The organism is Pandoraea commovens, assembly GCF_024704525.1.
Taxonomy (GTDB): Bacteria; Pseudomonadota; Gammaproteobacteria; order Burkholderiales; family Burkholderiaceae; genus Pandoraea; species Pandoraea commovens.
Genome location: NZ_CP102780.1, coordinates 2,478,850 through 2,495,073, shown reverse-complemented (window position 1 = coordinate 2,495,073; position 16,224 = coordinate 2,478,850). Strand labels below are relative to the sequence as shown.

The 16,224-nt window shown below is 64.3% G+C and carries 11 protein-coding genes; 4 read left to right on the top strand and 7 right to left on the bottom strand.

The genetic code is table 11. From position 1 onward, the window contains the following. Window positions 1–254: 254 nt before the first annotated feature. Window positions 255–2,087 carry a pseudouridine synthase gene (locus tag NTU39_RS11635; protein WP_373275377.1) on the bottom strand — a complete coding sequence of 611 codons (1,833 nt, stop codon included), beginning with the start codon at window positions 2,085–2,087 and terminating at the stop codon, window positions 255–257. A 153-nt stretch (window positions 2,088–2,240) separates the two neighbouring features. Continuing rightward, window positions 2,241–3,392, bottom strand: coding sequence for an SMC-Scp complex subunit ScpB (gene scpB, locus NTU39_RS11630; protein ID WP_257959863.1), 1,152 nt, complete (start codon window positions 3,390–3,392; stop codon window positions 2,241–2,243). A gap of 338 nt (window positions 3,393–3,730) precedes the next feature. Between scpB and fnr the strand changes: the two genes are divergently transcribed. Both fnr and NTU39_RS11620 read left to right on the top strand, forming a co-directional pair. Then, the gene (fnr, locus tag NTU39_RS11625) at window positions 3,731–4,477 is read left to right on the top strand and encodes a fumarate/nitrate reduction transcriptional regulator Fnr (RefSeq protein ID WP_150666329.1); all 747 of its coding nucleotides are present in this window, start codon (window positions 3,731–3,733) and stop codon (window positions 4,475–4,477) included. Window positions 4,478–4,765: 288 nt separating this feature from the next. After that, window positions 4,766–5,188, top strand: a complete 423-nt coding sequence (locus NTU39_RS11620) for a YybH family protein (protein WP_174985106.1) — start codon at window positions 4,766–4,768, stop codon at window positions 5,186–5,188. 28 nt (window positions 5,189–5,216) lie between these two features. Here the strand turns inward: NTU39_RS11620 and NTU39_RS11615 are convergent, their stop codons facing one another. Further along, window positions 5,217–6,137, bottom strand: coding sequence for a LysR family transcriptional regulator (locus tag NTU39_RS11615; protein WP_150666327.1), 921 nt, complete (start codon window positions 6,135–6,137; stop codon window positions 5,217–5,219). A gap of 140 nt (window positions 6,138–6,277) precedes the next feature. Between NTU39_RS11615 and NTU39_RS11610 the strand changes: the two genes are divergently transcribed. After that, on the top strand, window positions 6,278–7,294 hold the full coding sequence (locus NTU39_RS11610) for a zinc-binding alcohol dehydrogenase family protein (protein WP_150666326.1): 1,017 nt from the start codon (window positions 6,278–6,280) through the stop codon (window positions 7,292–7,294). Window positions 7,295–7,399: 105 nt separating this feature from the next. Here the strand turns inward: NTU39_RS11610 and NTU39_RS11605 are convergent, their stop codons facing one another. The 4 genes from NTU39_RS11605 to hrpA all read right to left on the bottom strand — a co-directional run bounded on the left by NTU39_RS11605 (window position 7,400) and on the right by hrpA (window position 14,773). After that, the gene (locus NTU39_RS11605; RefSeq protein ID WP_150666325.1) at window positions 7,400–8,239 is read right to left on the bottom strand and encodes a competence/damage-inducible protein A; all 840 of its coding nucleotides are present in this window, start codon (window positions 8,237–8,239) and stop codon (window positions 7,400–7,402) included. 103 nt (window positions 8,240–8,342) lie between these two features. Then, window positions 8,343–9,269: an EI24 domain-containing protein gene (locus tag NTU39_RS11600; protein ID WP_150666324.1), complete on the bottom strand. Its 927-nt coding sequence runs from the start codon at window positions 9,267–9,269 to the stop codon at window positions 8,343–8,345. A 76-nt stretch (window positions 9,270–9,345) separates the two neighbouring features. Further along, window positions 9,346–10,341: a YVTN family beta-propeller repeat protein gene (locus tag NTU39_RS11595; protein ID WP_257959862.1), complete on the bottom strand. Its 996-nt coding sequence runs from the start codon at window positions 10,339–10,341 to the stop codon at window positions 9,346–9,348. 217 nt (window positions 10,342–10,558) lie between these two features. Continuing rightward, window positions 10,559–14,773, bottom strand: coding sequence for an ATP-dependent RNA helicase HrpA (gene hrpA / locus NTU39_RS11590; RefSeq protein ID WP_308340656.1), 4,215 nt, complete (start codon window positions 14,771–14,773; stop codon window positions 10,559–10,561). Window positions 14,774–14,817: 44 nt separating this feature from the next. On the opposite strand from hrpA, the gene argA reads away from it, so the two are divergent. Next, window positions 14,818–16,167, top strand: a complete 1,350-nt coding sequence (gene argA / locus NTU39_RS11585; protein WP_039398905.1) for an amino-acid N-acetyltransferase — start codon at window positions 14,818–14,820, stop codon at window positions 16,165–16,167. Window positions 16,168–16,224 lie beyond the last annotated feature (57 nt).

The window sequence follows — 16,224 nt, the reverse complement described above, 5'->3', positions numbered from 1 at the left end:
GAGTCGACACACCCACTCCCCGACGTGGCGGCATCGGCCGCGCTAAACGCTCGCGGCAAAAAAAAATGGGCGAAACGCCCATTTCTTACAGCCTCATTGCGCATGAGGTGCGCATCGCAGCAGAACGCCCGACACGCAAACCAGCTTATTCATTGATTTTATATGGTTTTGGGCCGATTTGCAACGCTTGACGCCCGAAATGCCTGAGGAACAGGCCACAGTGTCACATTGTCGCAATGCAAGATCGGCACCCTTCAGCGAGACCGGTTGCCGCCGCGATTGCCACGGTTGCCCTGGCCTCCGCCGCCGCCCGTCCGGTTGCCGCCACGGCTGCGATTGCCGTTAGCGTTGCCGCCGCCGTAGCCCCCATTTCCACCGCCTCCGCCATTTCCGCCGTTGCCGCTGCTGTTACCACCGCGCGACTGACCGCCGAAACCGCCCGTGCTATTGCCACCGCCGAAGCGGCGACCTTCACCGCGCGGCGACGGCGCCTGAAAGCCGCCGCTCGGACCGACAAACGCGGTCAGCGGATTGGCGCGCGGACGACGCGACTGCCCCGGCTCGCGAGCAAAGACACCCAGCGCCGTTTGCATCGGATCCGGCTGACGGCGCGGCTCCTTCGCGGCACCGGCCTTACCGCCACGGCCACCATTTGCGCCATTACGCGCACCCTTTTCGTCCGACGCTGCGCCGGGCATCTTCATGCCGACAGCGGCGAACAGCGAACGCACCTGCGCTTCGTCCATCTCCTCATAGCGACCACGCTTGAGGCCGCGCGGCAGCGTCAGCGGGCCGTAACGCGTACGGATCAGACGGCTCACCATCAAACCGGCCGCATCGAACATACGACGCACTTCGCGATTGCGGCCTTCGGCCAGCGCCACGTGATACCAGTGATTCGAACCTTCGCCGCCGCCATCTTTCAGGCGCAGGAAGTTGGCCTCACCGTCGTCCAGCTTGATGCCGTGCAACAGTTGCTGACGCGACGCTTCGGTCAGTTGCCCCACGGTGCGCACGGCGTATTCACGCTCGATTTCGTAACGCGGGTGCATGAAACGGTTGGCCAGATCGCCCGACGTCGTCAGGATCAGCAGACCTTCCGTGTTGAAGTCCAGACGTCCGACGGCGAGCCACTTGGCCGTCTTCATCGGCGGCAGGCGGTCGAACACCGAGGTGCGGCCTTCCGGATCGGCATGGCTGACGATTTCGCCGGCAGGCTTGTGATACAGCAGCACGCGCGGCGGCTTGCTGGTGATACGACGCTTGACGAGCTTGCCGTTGATGCGAACCTGATCGGTCGGCAAAATGCGCTGCCCGATGTGCGCCGGCTCGGAATTCACCGACACGCGACCCGCAAGAATCAGCTCTTCCATTTCGCGACGCGAGCCCATACCGGCCTCGGCCAGCACCTTATGCAGCTTCGGCGCTTCGTCGTCAGGCGAGAGCACCCGACGATCGGCCGGACGGCGACCGCGCTTGGCAGCTGCGTTGTCGCCCTCGGCGTCGTCACCATCGAAACCGCCCGACGTCACGAAGGCGAACAGATCGCTGTCGCCTGCATTCCCTGCGCCACCCTTGCCACCGGCACCGCTGCGAGCCCCGCCCGCCGGGCCCTTGCGGCCACGACCCTGCGTCTTGCTCGCGGCGCCCTGGCCGCCTCGATCACCCTGCGCATTTTGGGCACCCGGAGCGCCGCGCTGCTGACGGCCACCCGGCGCAGCACCGCCGGCCTGTGCCGGTTGCGCAGCCTGCTGGGCGTCGTCACGCTTGCCGCCACGCGGCTTTCGCGTGTTGGCACGGCCTCGCGTCTGCGCGGCGGACGGCGCACCTTCGGCACCGGACGCCGGGCCTTGCTGAGCCTCGGGAGAAGGTTGGCCTGACGCGGCGTCCGAGCCGGCGAACTCGCCGGTGTCGTCGCCTTCACGCTTGGCTTGCTGAGCCGCACGGCGGCGCGCGATCAGACTGCGCGGGCCACGGCGCAAACCGCGGCGCGACGCCTTTTCATCGCCACCCTCGCCTTCCGGCGAACGTGCTTCGGCACCGGCATCGCGGGCGTGCAGGTCCTGGGATTCTTCGTTTTGTTTCAACACAACCTCATTGGAAAACGGGATCGTCGTGGGCAGGCTTAGGTCGCTGCCCTGATCCGTGTTCGCACCATGAATGCGCGGCAAAAGCCTGCCGCGACTTCGTTCTTATCGCTAACGGCCCCGAAGGCGTGCGCGGCGCAGAGCGCCGCCGCCTCAGGTACCGGTGACGAGATTCTTGTCGTCCCCGTCGTTCTCGTCGCCATCCATCGCACCGGGCGTAGGCTGCCCGGCGGCGGCTTCGTTCGCTGCCGGGTCGACAGCGTGCGGGGAAACCTCTTGCGCCAACGACGCTGCGGGATCTGCCGCCTGCGTCGCACTTTCTTGCGCGCCTTCTTCTATATCGACGTTCTGCACATCTTGCGGCGAATCGTCGCCGACAGGAACCGCAGATTCCGATACTTCGGAAAATTCCTCGTGTTGCGCATCGGCATCGTCCTGCTCACTGACGTGCGCCGTGTCCGCGAGTTCCGCCACGTCGGGCGGATTCTCTGCCGATGCATCGGCGTCGAGCGCCACAACATCGGTCGATGCCTGCACTTCGCCTTCGGCCAGCACGGCGTCGAGCAGCGCGTCTTCCGACAGCGCGTCGTCACCGACCGGTGGCGGGCGCTGGCCTTCCGGCAGCCCCTGGGCGAGCGGCAAATCGTCGGCACGCGTTTGCGCCAGACGGGCCAGTGCCTCGGCATCGGCCACCGGCGCGTCGTCCGTAGCTTCTGCTTCGCCCTCTTCGCCCTCGGCACGCTCGCCGAATTCGATGTTCTGCTGCGCCAGCAGATCGATCTGCGCCTGCGCGGCCGGGTCTTCCAACGGCGGCAACGCATCGAGCGCGCGCAGGCCGAGGTCGTCCAGGAAGTCCTTGGTCGTCGCATACAGACCGGGGCGTCCCGGCACGTCGCGATGACCGATCACTTCGATCCAGCCACGATCCTCGAGCTGCTTGATGATCTGCGTGTTGACCGTCACACCGCGAATCTCTTCGATATCGCCACGCGTGACCGGTTGACGGTAAGCAATGATCGCCAGCGTCTCCATCACAGCGCGCGAGTACTTCGGCGGCTTCTCTGGATTGAGGCGGTCAAGGTATTCACGCATGCGTGGACGGCTCTGGAAACGCCAGCCGGTGGCCAACGCCACCAATTCCACACCTCGGCCATCCCATTGCACGCGGATTTCCTCGAGTAGCGCGCGCACCGTGTCACCAGACACGGCGTCATTGAAGAGCTTACGCAGATCGCCGACCTTGAGCGGCTCCTGCGCGCAAATCAACGCGGTCTCGAGGACGAGTTTCGCCTCTTGGGTATTCATGTGCGACTAAGCAGACCGGGGGCTTGGCAACCCGGTATCAGGAATAAATGGATGCTTGGAACCAGAAAACGGTCGTCGATGGAAGACTACCGTTTCGCATAAGCGCGCGCCCTATTGTGTTCGGTCGTAGTGACGGCGGCGCGACCAGAATGCTTCGAAACGACCTGCCGGGAAAACGCCCAGGCCGATAGTGCGGCAAGACGGACGTCCGGTATGTGCGCAATTATTACTGAAACATCCACGCCCGTAAAGCGCCGTCACAAACCTTAGCGTCCCGACTGTCGAAACGACGGGTCGACGCCTCATGGTAAACTCTCGGAATAACTTCAGGGGCCTCCATGACCACCGACATCGGTCGCATTCCCGGCAACCCCATTCCGGTTGCCCAGCCTCGTTGTTCCACATGCTCGCTAGGGCAGTTCTGCCTGCCCGTCGGCATCCCTGAGCCGGAGCTGGAACGACTGGACGCACTCGTGAGCGAGCGCCGCCGCCTCAAAAAGGGCGAAGTGCTCTATCACGCCAACGATGATCTCACCGCCGTCTACGGCATTCGCTTCGGGTCGCTCAAAAGCTGCGTCACGGCCCCCGACGGCCGCGAACAGGTCGTCGGCTTCCACCTTCAGGGCGAACTGATCGGCCTCGACGCCGTGGCCGACAACCATCACCCAACCACTGCCGTGGCGCTCGAAGACAGCGAACTGTGCATCGCCCGCTTCGGCGAGCTTGAGACGCTTTCGCGCCAGGTGCCGTCGCTGCAACGCCAGTTGCATCGTCTGATGAGCCAGGAAATCCGCAACGAGCACCAGCAACTGCTCGCCCTGGGGACGATGCGCGCCGAGGAGCGCCTGGCGGTCTTCCTACTGAATCTCTCCGAGCGCCTGTCCGCCCGGGGTTACGCTGCCAACGAGTTCGTGCTGCGCATGAGCCGTGAGGAAATCGGCAGCTTCCTGGGTCTCAAACTGGAGACGGTCAGCCGCCTGTTCTCGCGTTTCGCGCAGAACGGGATGATCGAAATCCGTCAACGCCACGTCAAGATCATCGACGGCGTCGCCCTGCGCGAACTCGCCGGCGTGCATCACTGCTGATCCGGCTGTCGGGGGTGCGGAGCGCCCCCGCTCATACATCCCCACAGAACTGAGCGCCGCGACTTTCTCGCGTTGCCGATTTGTCGCCAATTCGCGACTACTCCATTACCGATAAGCTACCGGCGCGGCCCTCCCGGCGCCTTGCGCCAGATCAAAAGGAACGACGTTCGACAAGCCCCGGCAAACGCTCCATAATCGGCGCGTTCGCTGCCCCGCCTGTCGGTCGAGGGCGACCACGCATACGACACGCGCTTGTCTCCGATGGAGGACGCCGTTATGCCCGCTGCCATATTTCTCAGTCCGGAAGACGCCGAACACGCGTTCTACGAAGCGCTGCGCGCCGGCGATACGGACTTGCTGATGGATGTCTGGTCGGAAGACGAGGAAGTCGTGTGCATTCACCCTGCGGGACCACGGCACGTCGGCCCGGCGGCGGTCAGAGCAAGCTGGCAGGAGGTCCTCGCCAAAGGCGGCTTACAGGTGATAGCGAATCAACTTCAAGTGGCGCACAACCCGTTGTGCGCCGTTCGCAACGTTCTTGAGCAGATTCAGGTCGAGAGTCAGCCGGAAGCGCGCTTCGCGTTCGTGCTCGCCACGAACGTCTATTTGAAAGAAGCTGACGGTTGGCGTCTGGTACTGCATCATGCCAGCCCTGCCATCGGCCACGAGGACACCGGGTCGCAGATGCCGAGGACGCATCGGCTCCATTGAGTGGGCCTGAATCAGCCTTCGTCGGACCTTAATCCACCGCCGTCGGCCACTGCGCCTCCCAGTACGGCACCGGGCTGAAGCGCGCCTGCAGGAACTCGATCATCGCCTGTGTCTTGGGCGGCACGAACACCCGGCTCGGATAGACGGCCCAGATCGCGACCTCCTCCGCAAGCGGATACGCAGGCAACACCGGCACCAGCTCTCCGCGCTGCAAGTGGGCCGCAACGTCCCACGTCGACTTCAGCGCAATACCCAACCCCGCCAGCACAGCGTCGCGCAGCACCTCGCCGTTATCCGACACCAGTCGCCCGGACACGCGCACGCTCATCGGGCCGCCCGGCGTCACAAACCGCCAGTCGCGCTGGTCGCCGAGCGTCAGACACTCGTGCTGCGCGAGATCGCCGGGATGCTTCGGTGCGCCATGCGCCGCGAGATATGCGGGCGACGCGCACAGCGTGCGCCGGTTGGCCGCGAGCTTGCGCGCGATCAGCGTCGAATCGCGCAATGCCCCAACGCGAATCGCCATATCGACGCCCTCCTCCAACAGATCGACGACACGGTCCGTCAATCGGAAATCCAGCGAAATACCGGGATATCGAGCCAGAAACTCGGGCAATGCGGGCGAAATATGCTGACGCGCGAACGACGACGAACACGACACCCGCAACAGGCCCTGCGGCGCGGCGAATCCCTGCCCGACGCTCGCCAACGCTTGCGCCTCTGCCGCGAGCAACGTCTGCGCCTGCACGAGGAACACCTCCCCCTCCTGCGTCAACGCCACACGCCGTGTCGTACGGTGCAACAGCCGGGCGCCCAGCACGCCTTCGAGTTGCACGAGCCGTGTGCTCGCCGTCGCCGGGGACAGCCCACGCTCGCGCCCCGCCGCCGACACATTCCCCAGGGCGGCAACCCGAACGAACAACGCTACGGTATCGAGGTCCAATGCCATTTGATGGATTTCCCAAAAAATCTTTTCCGCATTATCCGAATTATCAAAGCAATCGACTAGCCGTAGTCTCTCGCTATCGCATCCGGTGCGTCGCCAAGTCACCCCATGCAGGCGCTGCACCCCACTTTCAGGAGAAAACGATGAAAGCCATTGCATTGACCCGATATCTGCCGATCGACGACCCGAAGTCGCTTGAAGACGTTGAACTGCCGACGCCGACGCCAGCCGGGCGCGATCTGCTAATCAAGGTCGAAGCCATTTCCGTGAATCCGGTCGACACCAAGGTGCGCGCACCAAAGGACAAGGTCGAAGCGAGTCCGCGCGTGCTGGGCTGGGACGCCGCAGGCACCGTGGCAGCTGTCGGCCCCGACGTCACGCTCTTCAAGGTTGGCGACCCCGTGTACTACGCAGGCAGCATCACGCGCCCCGGCGCGAACAGTGAGTTCCATCTGGTGGACGAACGGATCGCTGGCCATATGCCCGCGTCGCTCGACTTCGCGAACGCCGCTGCCCTGCCGCTCACAACGATCACCGCGTGGGAAGCCCTGTTCGACCGCCTCGGCGTGGCCCCCGATGGCAGCGACGAAGGCAAGTCGGTTCTGATCGTCGGTGGTGCAGGCGGCGTGGGTTCCATCGCCATTCAGCTCGCACGACGTCTGGCCAAGCTCACCGTCGTCGCCACGGCCTCGCGCCCGGAATCGGCCGACTGGTGCCGTCAGCTCGGCGCGCAACACGTCATCGACCACTATCAAGACATGCCGACGCAGCTCAAAGCAATCGGCCTGCCGCAAGTGGACTTCGTGCTGTGTCTGAACGACACCGATACGCACTTCCCGGCGATGGCCGAAGCGGTCGCGCCGCAAGGCAAGATCTGCTCGATTGTGGAGAACGCCGGGCCGCTGGAAATCGGTCTGCTCAAGAGCAAAAGCGCCACGTTCGTTTGGGAATTCATGTTCACGCGCGCCATGTACGAGACGCCGGACATGATTGCGCAGCACAAGCTGCTGACCGAAGTCGCCCGTCTGGTGGACGCGGGCACGCTGCGCACCACGGTCGGCCAGGTGATCGGACCGATCAACGCCACGAATCTGCGTCGCGCCCACGCGCAACTCGAAGGCGGACGCACCATCGGCAAGCTGGTGCTCGCCGGATTCTGACGCGAGCGCCGGGCGGCGCACAAACGAAAACGGCGCTTGCCCGCATAGGCAAGCGCCGTTTTGGCGTTTATGAGGGGTCCGTCGGACGCCCTCAGCGCACCGCCATCACTTGCCGGACGGCACCGTGCCCTCCGGCAGCGCCACCGCCTCGGCGGGATGGATGATCTCGCCACCAAGCGCCTCCACCCCGGCGATCAGGCGCTCGAAAGCCGCGCCGACCAGAGACGGGTCGCCCTTCACGCCGAGATCGATGTGGCGGCGCGCATACACCGCGCCGCGCTCGGCATCGCCCACGCTCGGCAGGCTGAACACCTTGATGCCATCGTACTCGGCCTCGATGGCTTCCATGAGCGGCGTGAGCGTCGATTCGGCCAGACCGAACACCAGCACCGAGCGTTCGGTGTGTTTCGTCAGGTGATGCAGATCCGCGTAATACGTGTCGAGCGCCCACGCCATCATCGGCCACGCCATTACCGGAAACCCGGGCATGAAGTGGTGTTGCTCGACGGAGAACCCCGGAATCTTGTTGTACGGATTGGGCAGCACACGCGCACCGACCGGAAATTCGCCCATCTTCAGACGATGGCGATTGTCGGCCTGCGTCATATCGGCGCGACCGTCCGGGCTCGTGTCGGCGATGCGCTCCATGATCAGCGCCTCGGCTTCCGGCGTGAGCACCAGCGGCACATTGAGCGCCGCCGCCGCGCATTGACGCGTGTGATCGTCCGGCGTGGCGCCGATGCCGCCCGTCACGAAGACGACGTCGTCGCTCGCGAACGTACGGCGCAGCGTGGCGGTAATACGCGCCGGATCGTCGCCCACATACTCCGCCCAGCCGAGCTGCATGCCGCGCTCGGCGAGCAATTCGATGAACTTGGGCAGGTGCTTGTCGTGACGGCGTCCCGAGAGAATCTCGTCGCCGATGATGATGATGCCGACCGCCATGATGCTTCCTTTTCTCTTGTCGTCAGACCGTGGGGGCCCCGGGTGCCCCGGGTGATAGTGCAGCGCTGCCCGGCGGCAGCGCAGTGTGACGATTGTGCCACTTTCAGAGCGAACCGTTCGGCGAGCCCGGCGACTCGGATGGCCCCTGTAGTCGCGGAGGCAAATCCTCGCTCTCCGGCTGTGGCGCCCCCGCCTCGGGCAGCACTGTTGCGGCGAAGGTCGGTTCCCGGTGCGCGTCTTCAGCGCGCATGCGCGACAGCGCCCGCAGGCAATAGTGGGCGAACCACAGCGCCGAGAACACGAAGATCACCACGTAGAGCCAGATCGCGAGCAGCGCAATGACCGGGAACAGCACGATCATGACGACGGACGAGACCCACAACAGCGTCGGCAGCGAGCCGAGCAACCCGGTCGCCACACCGATCACCAGCAACGGCAGACGCTTCTCGCGCACCAATCGCCGCCGCTCCTCAGCACTCGCGTGAAACGCCAGCGCGTCGTACGTCATGACGCGGTACGTGAGCCAACCCCACAGCAGCGGCGGGACGATGGCGAAGAACGGTGGCACGAGCCACAGCGGCAACGTGATGAGGGCCGCAATCAGGAAGACGAGCGTCGCGCCGAGCGATTGCCCGAGGCTGCCCCAGAACGAGCCACCCTGACGTGCCTCAAGATGAATGAAATGCCGCCGCGAGAGATGGCGCAACACGGCTGGCATCGACCATCCGGCAATGAGCAGCAGTGCGGTGACGACTATCAGCGGGACGAGCAGCGCAACGAGAATGAAAGGCGCGAGCGCCATGCGCACGCTGTCGACGCCGAAATAGCCGAAGAAGCGGTAAATCCACTGCGTGAATTCCCACTGTTCGAGCCAGACGCGAAGGAAATCGGTGAACGGTTCCCATCCGAACCAGATCACGGCGCCCCAGAGAAGACCGGAGACGATGAAGGGCATTGCGGTGAGCCACAGCATGCGGGGATGCAGCAGACTCACGAGCGCGCGGCCAAGCGCGCGAAGTATATCGTTCATGCAGGTGCGGTACGAACCGGTCCGGGGGTCTTTGCGACGCCCGGACGGTCAGGCCTTGGAAAGTAAGGCCTTGATGTTACAGCACCGGCGCGCGGTCGTAGAAATAGATCCCGTGGGGGGAGCGTCCGACCGGAATGGTGTTGATCAGCTTGCGCGACGCCAGATCGATGATGCCGACCTTGCGCGCCCAGCGGAACGTCACCCACAGTTGCTTCTTGTCGGCGGTCAGTTCCATATCGTCCGGTCCCGGCAGCAGCCCGGTGATGTTACCGACGTTGGTCAGCGAGTCCTGATCGATGATGCTGATCGTGCTGGAGACGCGGTTCGAGATCAGCACGTGCTTGCCATCGGCCAGCGAACGGAAGTTGTGCGCACCCTTACCCGTCGGAATCGTCTTGACGACCTTCTGGTTGCGCCAGTCGACTACGGCCGCGTAGTCCGCACCGGTCATGCCCACGAGCAGATACTTGTCGTTCGGCGTGAGCCACACACCGGCCGGGCTATCACCCACCTTCATCTTCCAGATCACCTTCTGGGTCGCCAGATCGATGGCGGCGACTTCGTTCGATTCCTGCAACGAAATGAAGACGAGCTTGCTGTCCTGCGTGAACACCAGGTGGCTCGGCATCTTCTTGATGGGAATGCGCTGCGCCACGCTCAGGTTCTTGCCGTCGAAGCGATAGACGTCCACCCGGTCCAGACGCAGTGCGTTCGCCACGAACCACTTCTTGTCCGGCGAAAAACCGATCTGATACGGATCTTCGATGTTCTCGATCTTGCGCTGAATCTGCCCCGTCTTCGGATCGAGGAAGACGAGATTGTTGCCGACCGAGTTGGCGACGATGAGCGACTGGTTGTCCGGCGTAGCCATCAGGTGATGCGGCTCTTTGCCGACGGGGAACGTCTGAATGACCTTCTGCGTGGCCTTGTCGATCAGGCTGACGCTCGCGTCGGCCGAATTGAGCACGACCACAACGCTGTCGGGTGTCGGCGTCGCAGCCCGCGCGGGGCTGGTCAGCGCCGCCAGACCGAAGGAAGCCGCCAGACTGGCAGCGATCAGAAGTTTGCGCATTACGGAGTCTCTCGAAAATCGCTCGGAAAAGTCCCGCTATTGTAGGCCGGGAACGCCCTCCCAGCCCGCGTCCTGCGGACTTTTTTGATCAGGCGAAACACAATTCCAACACTTCATGACACAACGCAAACTTACGCGAACAGCCGCGAAGATTGGATACAAAAATGGCGTCCGGCAAGACTGCCGGACGCCATCGAATGCCCAGGTCACACGGCCTTCAGCGCTGTAACGCTTCCCAGACCTTGTGCAGACGTTTGACCGACACCGGCATGGGCGTGCGCAACTCCTGCGCGAAGAGCGACACCCGCAGCTCTTCGAGCAGCCAGCGGAACTCGTCGAGCCGCGCGTCGTGCGAGTCACGGCGTTGCGACGTCGCCCGTTGCCAGTTCTGAAGCAGTGGCCCGAGTTCGCTCATGGCGCGGGCGTCGCGCGTCTGATCGGCCTTGAGCTTGTCGATGCGCCCCGCCATCGCCTTCAGATAACGCGGGAAGTGCGCCAACTGTGCATACGGCGTGTCGATGAGAAAACGCTTGCCGATCAGACGTTGCAATTGCGCCGTCATGTCGGCGTGCGCCTGCGCGAACGGCTTGGCCTGCGTCAGCTTCTTCTGAAGCGCGGCGTACTCGGTGAGGATCTGTCCGGCGAGCCGGGCAATTTCCTGCGCGAGCAACGTCAGACGGCCCCGCCCTTCATCCTTGCGCGCAACGAACGACGCGTTATCGCCCGGCCACGGCAGTTGCAGGCAGGCCCGCTCCAGCGACAGATCGACGATCTGGTCGCGCAGTTCTTCCTGCGTCCCCAGTCCCATGTACTGCATCGCCATCTGCTGCAAGCCGGGGATGTTCTTCTCGAGATACTTCACCTGCTCGCGCAACTGAATGGCGAAGAGACGTCGCAGCCCGGCGCGATGCTGGCGCTGCGCCTCGTCCGGATCGTCGAACACTTCGAGATCGCAATGATCCCCTCGGTCGACCAGCGCCGGGTAGCCGAACAGCGTCTGCCCGCCCCGACGAATTTCCAGCATCTCCGGCAACTCGCCAAAGCTCCAGGTCGTGAGGTTGTCGTAGCGGCCGGGTTCGACGGCGGCGGCCGGTGCAGCACCGGGCACCGGCGACTTGCCACCGCCCTTGCCTGCCTTGCCCCCTTCGGAAGCCTGCCCACCCTTCGACACGCCGCCCGCTTGCGGCTCGGCGGCCACGTTGCCCGTGGGCGTCGCGCCGCTCTTGGCTGCGATTTGCTGGAACGTGCGTTGCGCCTGCTGGCCGAGTTCGGCCCGCAGTTGCGCCAGATTGCGCCCCATGCCGAGTTGACGGCCGTGTTCGTCGATGACCTTGAAGTTCATCGACAAGTGCGCCGGGAGCACTTCGAGCTTGAAGTCGCTCGACTTGAGCATGACGCCGGTCAGCTCGCGCGCGTCGGCCATCAGCGCATCGAGCAGCGCGCCCTGACCGAACGTCGCACGGTCGAGGAAGCCCGCCGCGTATTCCGGCAGCGGTACGAAGTGGCGACGCAACTTCTGCGGCAGCGACTTCATCAGCAGATGCGCCTTCTCCTTGAGCATGCCGGGCACGAGCCACTCGCAGCGGCGTGCGTCGACCTGATTGAGCGCATAGAGCGGCACAGCGAGCGTCACGCCGTCGCGCGGTGAGCCGGGCTCGAAGTGGTACGTGAGCGCCATTTCGACGCCCGCGATGACCGTCTTCTTCGGGAACAGGTCGGTGGTGACGCCCGCCGCCTCGTGACGCATGAGATCGTCGCGCACGAGGTAAAGCAGCTTGGGCGAGCCTTTAGCCGTCTCCCGATACCAATGTTCGAAACTCGCGCCGTCGTACAAATCGGCGGGCACGTGAGCGTCGTAGAACGCGTAGATCAGTTCGTCGTCGACGAGCACGTCCTGACGGCGCGACTTATGTTCGAGCTGCTCGATATCCGCAATGAGCTTGCGGTTGTGGGCGAAGAACGGGAGTTTCGTCTCCCATTCGCCTTCCACCAGCGCGCTTCGCAGGAAGATTTCCCGCGCGCGACGCGGATCGCGCGGACCGAAGTTCATGCGTCGCCGCGCGTAAATCGTCAGGCCGTACAACGTGCCGCGCTCGTAAGCGGTGACCTGCGCGGGCTTCTTCTCCCAATGCGCGTCGGACAGCGATGTCTTCACCAGATGCTTGCCCACACGCTCGATCCACTCGGGCTCGATGCGGGCAATGCAACGCGCGTAGAGACGACTCGTCTCCACCAGTTCGCCTGCCATCACCCAGCGTCCAGCCTTCTTTACCAGCGACGAGCCCGGCCAGATGTGGAACTTGATGCCGTGCGCGCCGAGGAAATGCGGATCGTCGTCGGCCTTGCAGCCAATGTTGCCGAGCAGACCCGCGAGCAGCGCCAGATGCACCTGCTCATAAGTCGCTTCCGATTCGTTCAGACGCCAGCCCTGCTCGCGCACCACAGTGAGCAACTGGCTATGGACGTCGCGCCATTCGCGCAGACGCAACTGCGACAGGAAGTTTTCCCGACAGGCTTGCGCCAGCAGCCGGTTGGACTTCTTGTGCGCAATCGCCTCTTCGAACCACTTCCATATCTTGATCCACGACAGGAACTCGGACTTTTCGTCGGCGAACTTCTTGTGCGCGTTGTCGGCGGCGTCCTGTGCTTCGATGGGCCGGTCTCGCGGGTCCTGCACCGCCAGACCGCTGGCGATGATCAGCACCTCGCGCAGCGACTGCTGGTCGCGCGCGGCAAGGATCATGCGCCCCACGCGCGGGTCGAGCGGCAGGCGCGCCAGTTCGCGCCCAAGCGGCGTCAACTGGTTGGTGTCGTCGACCGCGCCCAGTTCGTTCAGCAGTTGGTAGCCGTCGGCGATGGCGCGTCCCGGCGGCGGTTCGATGAACGGGAATTCCTCGACCTTGGCCAGTCGCAGCGACTGCATGCGCAGAATGACCGCCGCCAGCGACGAGCGCAGAATTTCCGGGTCGGTGAAGCGTGCGCGGGACTGGAAGTCGGTTTCGTCATAGAGACGGATGCAAATGCCGTCGGCGACACGACCGCATCGCCCTGCTCGCTGGTTGGCCGCCGCCTGCGAGATCGACTCGATCTGCAGTTGCTCGACCTTGTTTCGGTACGAGTAGCGCTTCACACGCGCCGTACCGGCATCGACCACATAGCGGATGCCGGGCACGGTCAGCGACGTTTCCGCAACGTTGGTCGCGAGCACGATGCGTCGCGCGTTGGACGGCTTGAACACACGCTCCTGATCGGTCGCAGACAGGCGCGCGAACAGCGGCAGAATCTCGGTGTGCGGCGGATGGTGCTTGCGCAGCGACTCGGCCGCTTCGCGAATCTCGCGCTCGCCGGGCAGGAAGACGAGCACGTCGCCGGAGCCTTCGCGGCAAAGCTCGTCGACCGCGTCGACGATGCCGTCCATCAGATCGCGCTCACGGTCGCGTGCGCTGGCGCGGCTGCCGTCACGGCCTTCGGCATTCGCAATGCGCACATCGTCCTGAATCGGGCGGTAACGCACCTCCACCGGGTACAGACGGCCACTCACTTCGATGACCGGTGCGGGACGCAGCGTCTCGCCCTCGCCTGTGCCGAAGTGGCGGGCGAAGCGGTCGGCGTCGATGGTCGCCGAGGTGATGATGACCTTCAGATCCGGGCGACGCGGCAGCAGTTGCTTGAGGTAGCCAAGCAGAAAGTCGATGTTCAGACTGCGTTCGTGCGCCTCGTCGATGATGAGGGTGTCGTACGCACGCAACAGCGGGTCGGTCTGCGTCTCGGCGAGCAGAATCCCGTCCGTCATCAATTTGACGGACGCGCCGTTGGAGAGCGTGTCGTTGAACCGGACCTTGAAGCCGACGATTTCGCCCAGCGGTGAGTTCAGTTCGTCAGCAATGCGACGCGCGGTGGCCGATGCGGCAATCCGTCGCGGCTGGGTGTGGCCGATGAGACCGGTGCCGCCTGCGCCCAGACCACGCCCGAGTTCGAGGCAGATCTTGGGCAACTGGGTCGTTTTCCCCGAGCCGGTTTCCCCGCTGACGATCACGACCTGATGGCCGGCAATGGCGCGCGCGATCTCCTCGCGTCGGCCGGAGACCGGCAGCGCTTCGGGGAACTGGATCTCGGGCACGCGGTTGGCGGCGGCCTGTCGGGCGGCAAGCCGCTCTGCGTCACGCGCCGCGCGCTCTGCGGGCGACAGGCGGCGCGAGGCGTCGCCCCGGCCACCCTGTTCGCCTTGTCCGCTCGGCTGGCGCGCACTGCGTCCGCCGCCCTGCGTGACGTTCGTCGCAGACGTCTGCGGCTCGCGCGGCTCGTTCGTTTTGCCCGGCTTTTTAGGGTTATGGGTTTGCGCGGTGCTCGTTGTTTGGGCACGCGTCCGCCCCGGCGCCGTCACTTTCGGCTTCGGGGGCTTAGATTGTCGATTTCGTTCATCACTTGCCATGGGCGCGCATTATATAATCTGCGCATGTTTGCGCACGTACACCCATGCTGACCGAACCCGACCCCGCCCTACAAGACGAAGAGACCGCCCATCAAGCCCAGTTCGTGGACTGGCTGCGCTCGGTCGCTCCTTACATCCATGCCTTCCGTGACAAGACCTTTGTGGTCGCCTTTGGCGGCGAACTGGTCGCAGCCGGTGGACTCGACTCCCTGATTCAGGACGTCGCGCTGCTGTGCGCCATGGGCATGCATATCGTGCTGGTGCACGGCTCGCGACCCCAGGTCGAGGAGCAGATGCGCCTGCGACATATCGAATCGCACTTCGCTCAGCAGTTGCGCATCACGGATGCCGCCGCGCTCGAAGCGGTGAAGGAAGCCGCGGGTGAACTGCGTCTGGATATCGAGGCATCGATCAGCCAGGGGCTGCCGAACACGCCGATGGGCAACGCGCGCATCAGCGTCGTGTCAGGTAACTTCGTGACTGGACGCCCGGTCGGCATCGTCGATGGCGTGGACTTCCAGCACACAGGCGTGGTCCGCAAGGTCGACGCCGAGTCGATCCGCCTGTCGCTCGCCAACGGCAAGATCGTGCTGCTCTCGCCGCTCGGCTTCTCGCCGACCGGCCAGTCGTTCAATCTGACGATGGAGGACGTGGCATCGTCCGCCGCCATCGCATTGCGCGCGGACAAGCTGATCTTCATCACCGAGACGCCTGGCGTTCTCAATGAATACAACGAGTTGCAGCGCGAACTGACGCTGGAAGACGCCCAGCGCATGCAGTCTCAGGGCACCATTGATCGCGACTCGGCCTTCTATCTGAAGTACGCGACGCGCGCGTGCCGCGCTGGCGTGGGCCGCGCCCACATCGTGCCGTTCTCGCTCGACGGCAGCATGCTGCTCGAACTCTTCTCGCACGATGGCGTGGGCACAATGATCTCGTATGAGAATCTGGAAAGCCTGCGCGAAGCGACCATCGACGACGTCGGCGGTATTCTGCAACTCATCGAGCCGCTGGAATCGGACGGCACGCTGGTCCGCCGCGGTCGCCACCAACTCGAACGCGACATCGACCACTTCTCGGTCATCGAGCACGATGGACGCCTCTTCGGTTGCGCTGCGCTCTACCCGTACCCCTCCGAGCGCATCGGCGAGATGGCCTGCCTGACGGTCGATCCGGAAGCGCAAGGCTCAGGCGACGGCGAACGCCTGCTCAAACACATCGAGCAACGCGCCCGTGCCCGCGGTCTGGAACGCCTGTTCGTGCTCACGACCCGCACGGAACACTGGTTCCTCAAGCGCGGCTTCGTCAAAGCAGGTGTCGACGATCTGCCCGCCGACCGCCGCCGCCTATACAACTGGCAGCGCCGCTCGCTGGTGCTCATCAAGAAGCTGTAATCAGGGCGGGCAGGTCCCGCGTGTTGCTCGGCTCTATCCCTTGCATCCCGCGTCCCT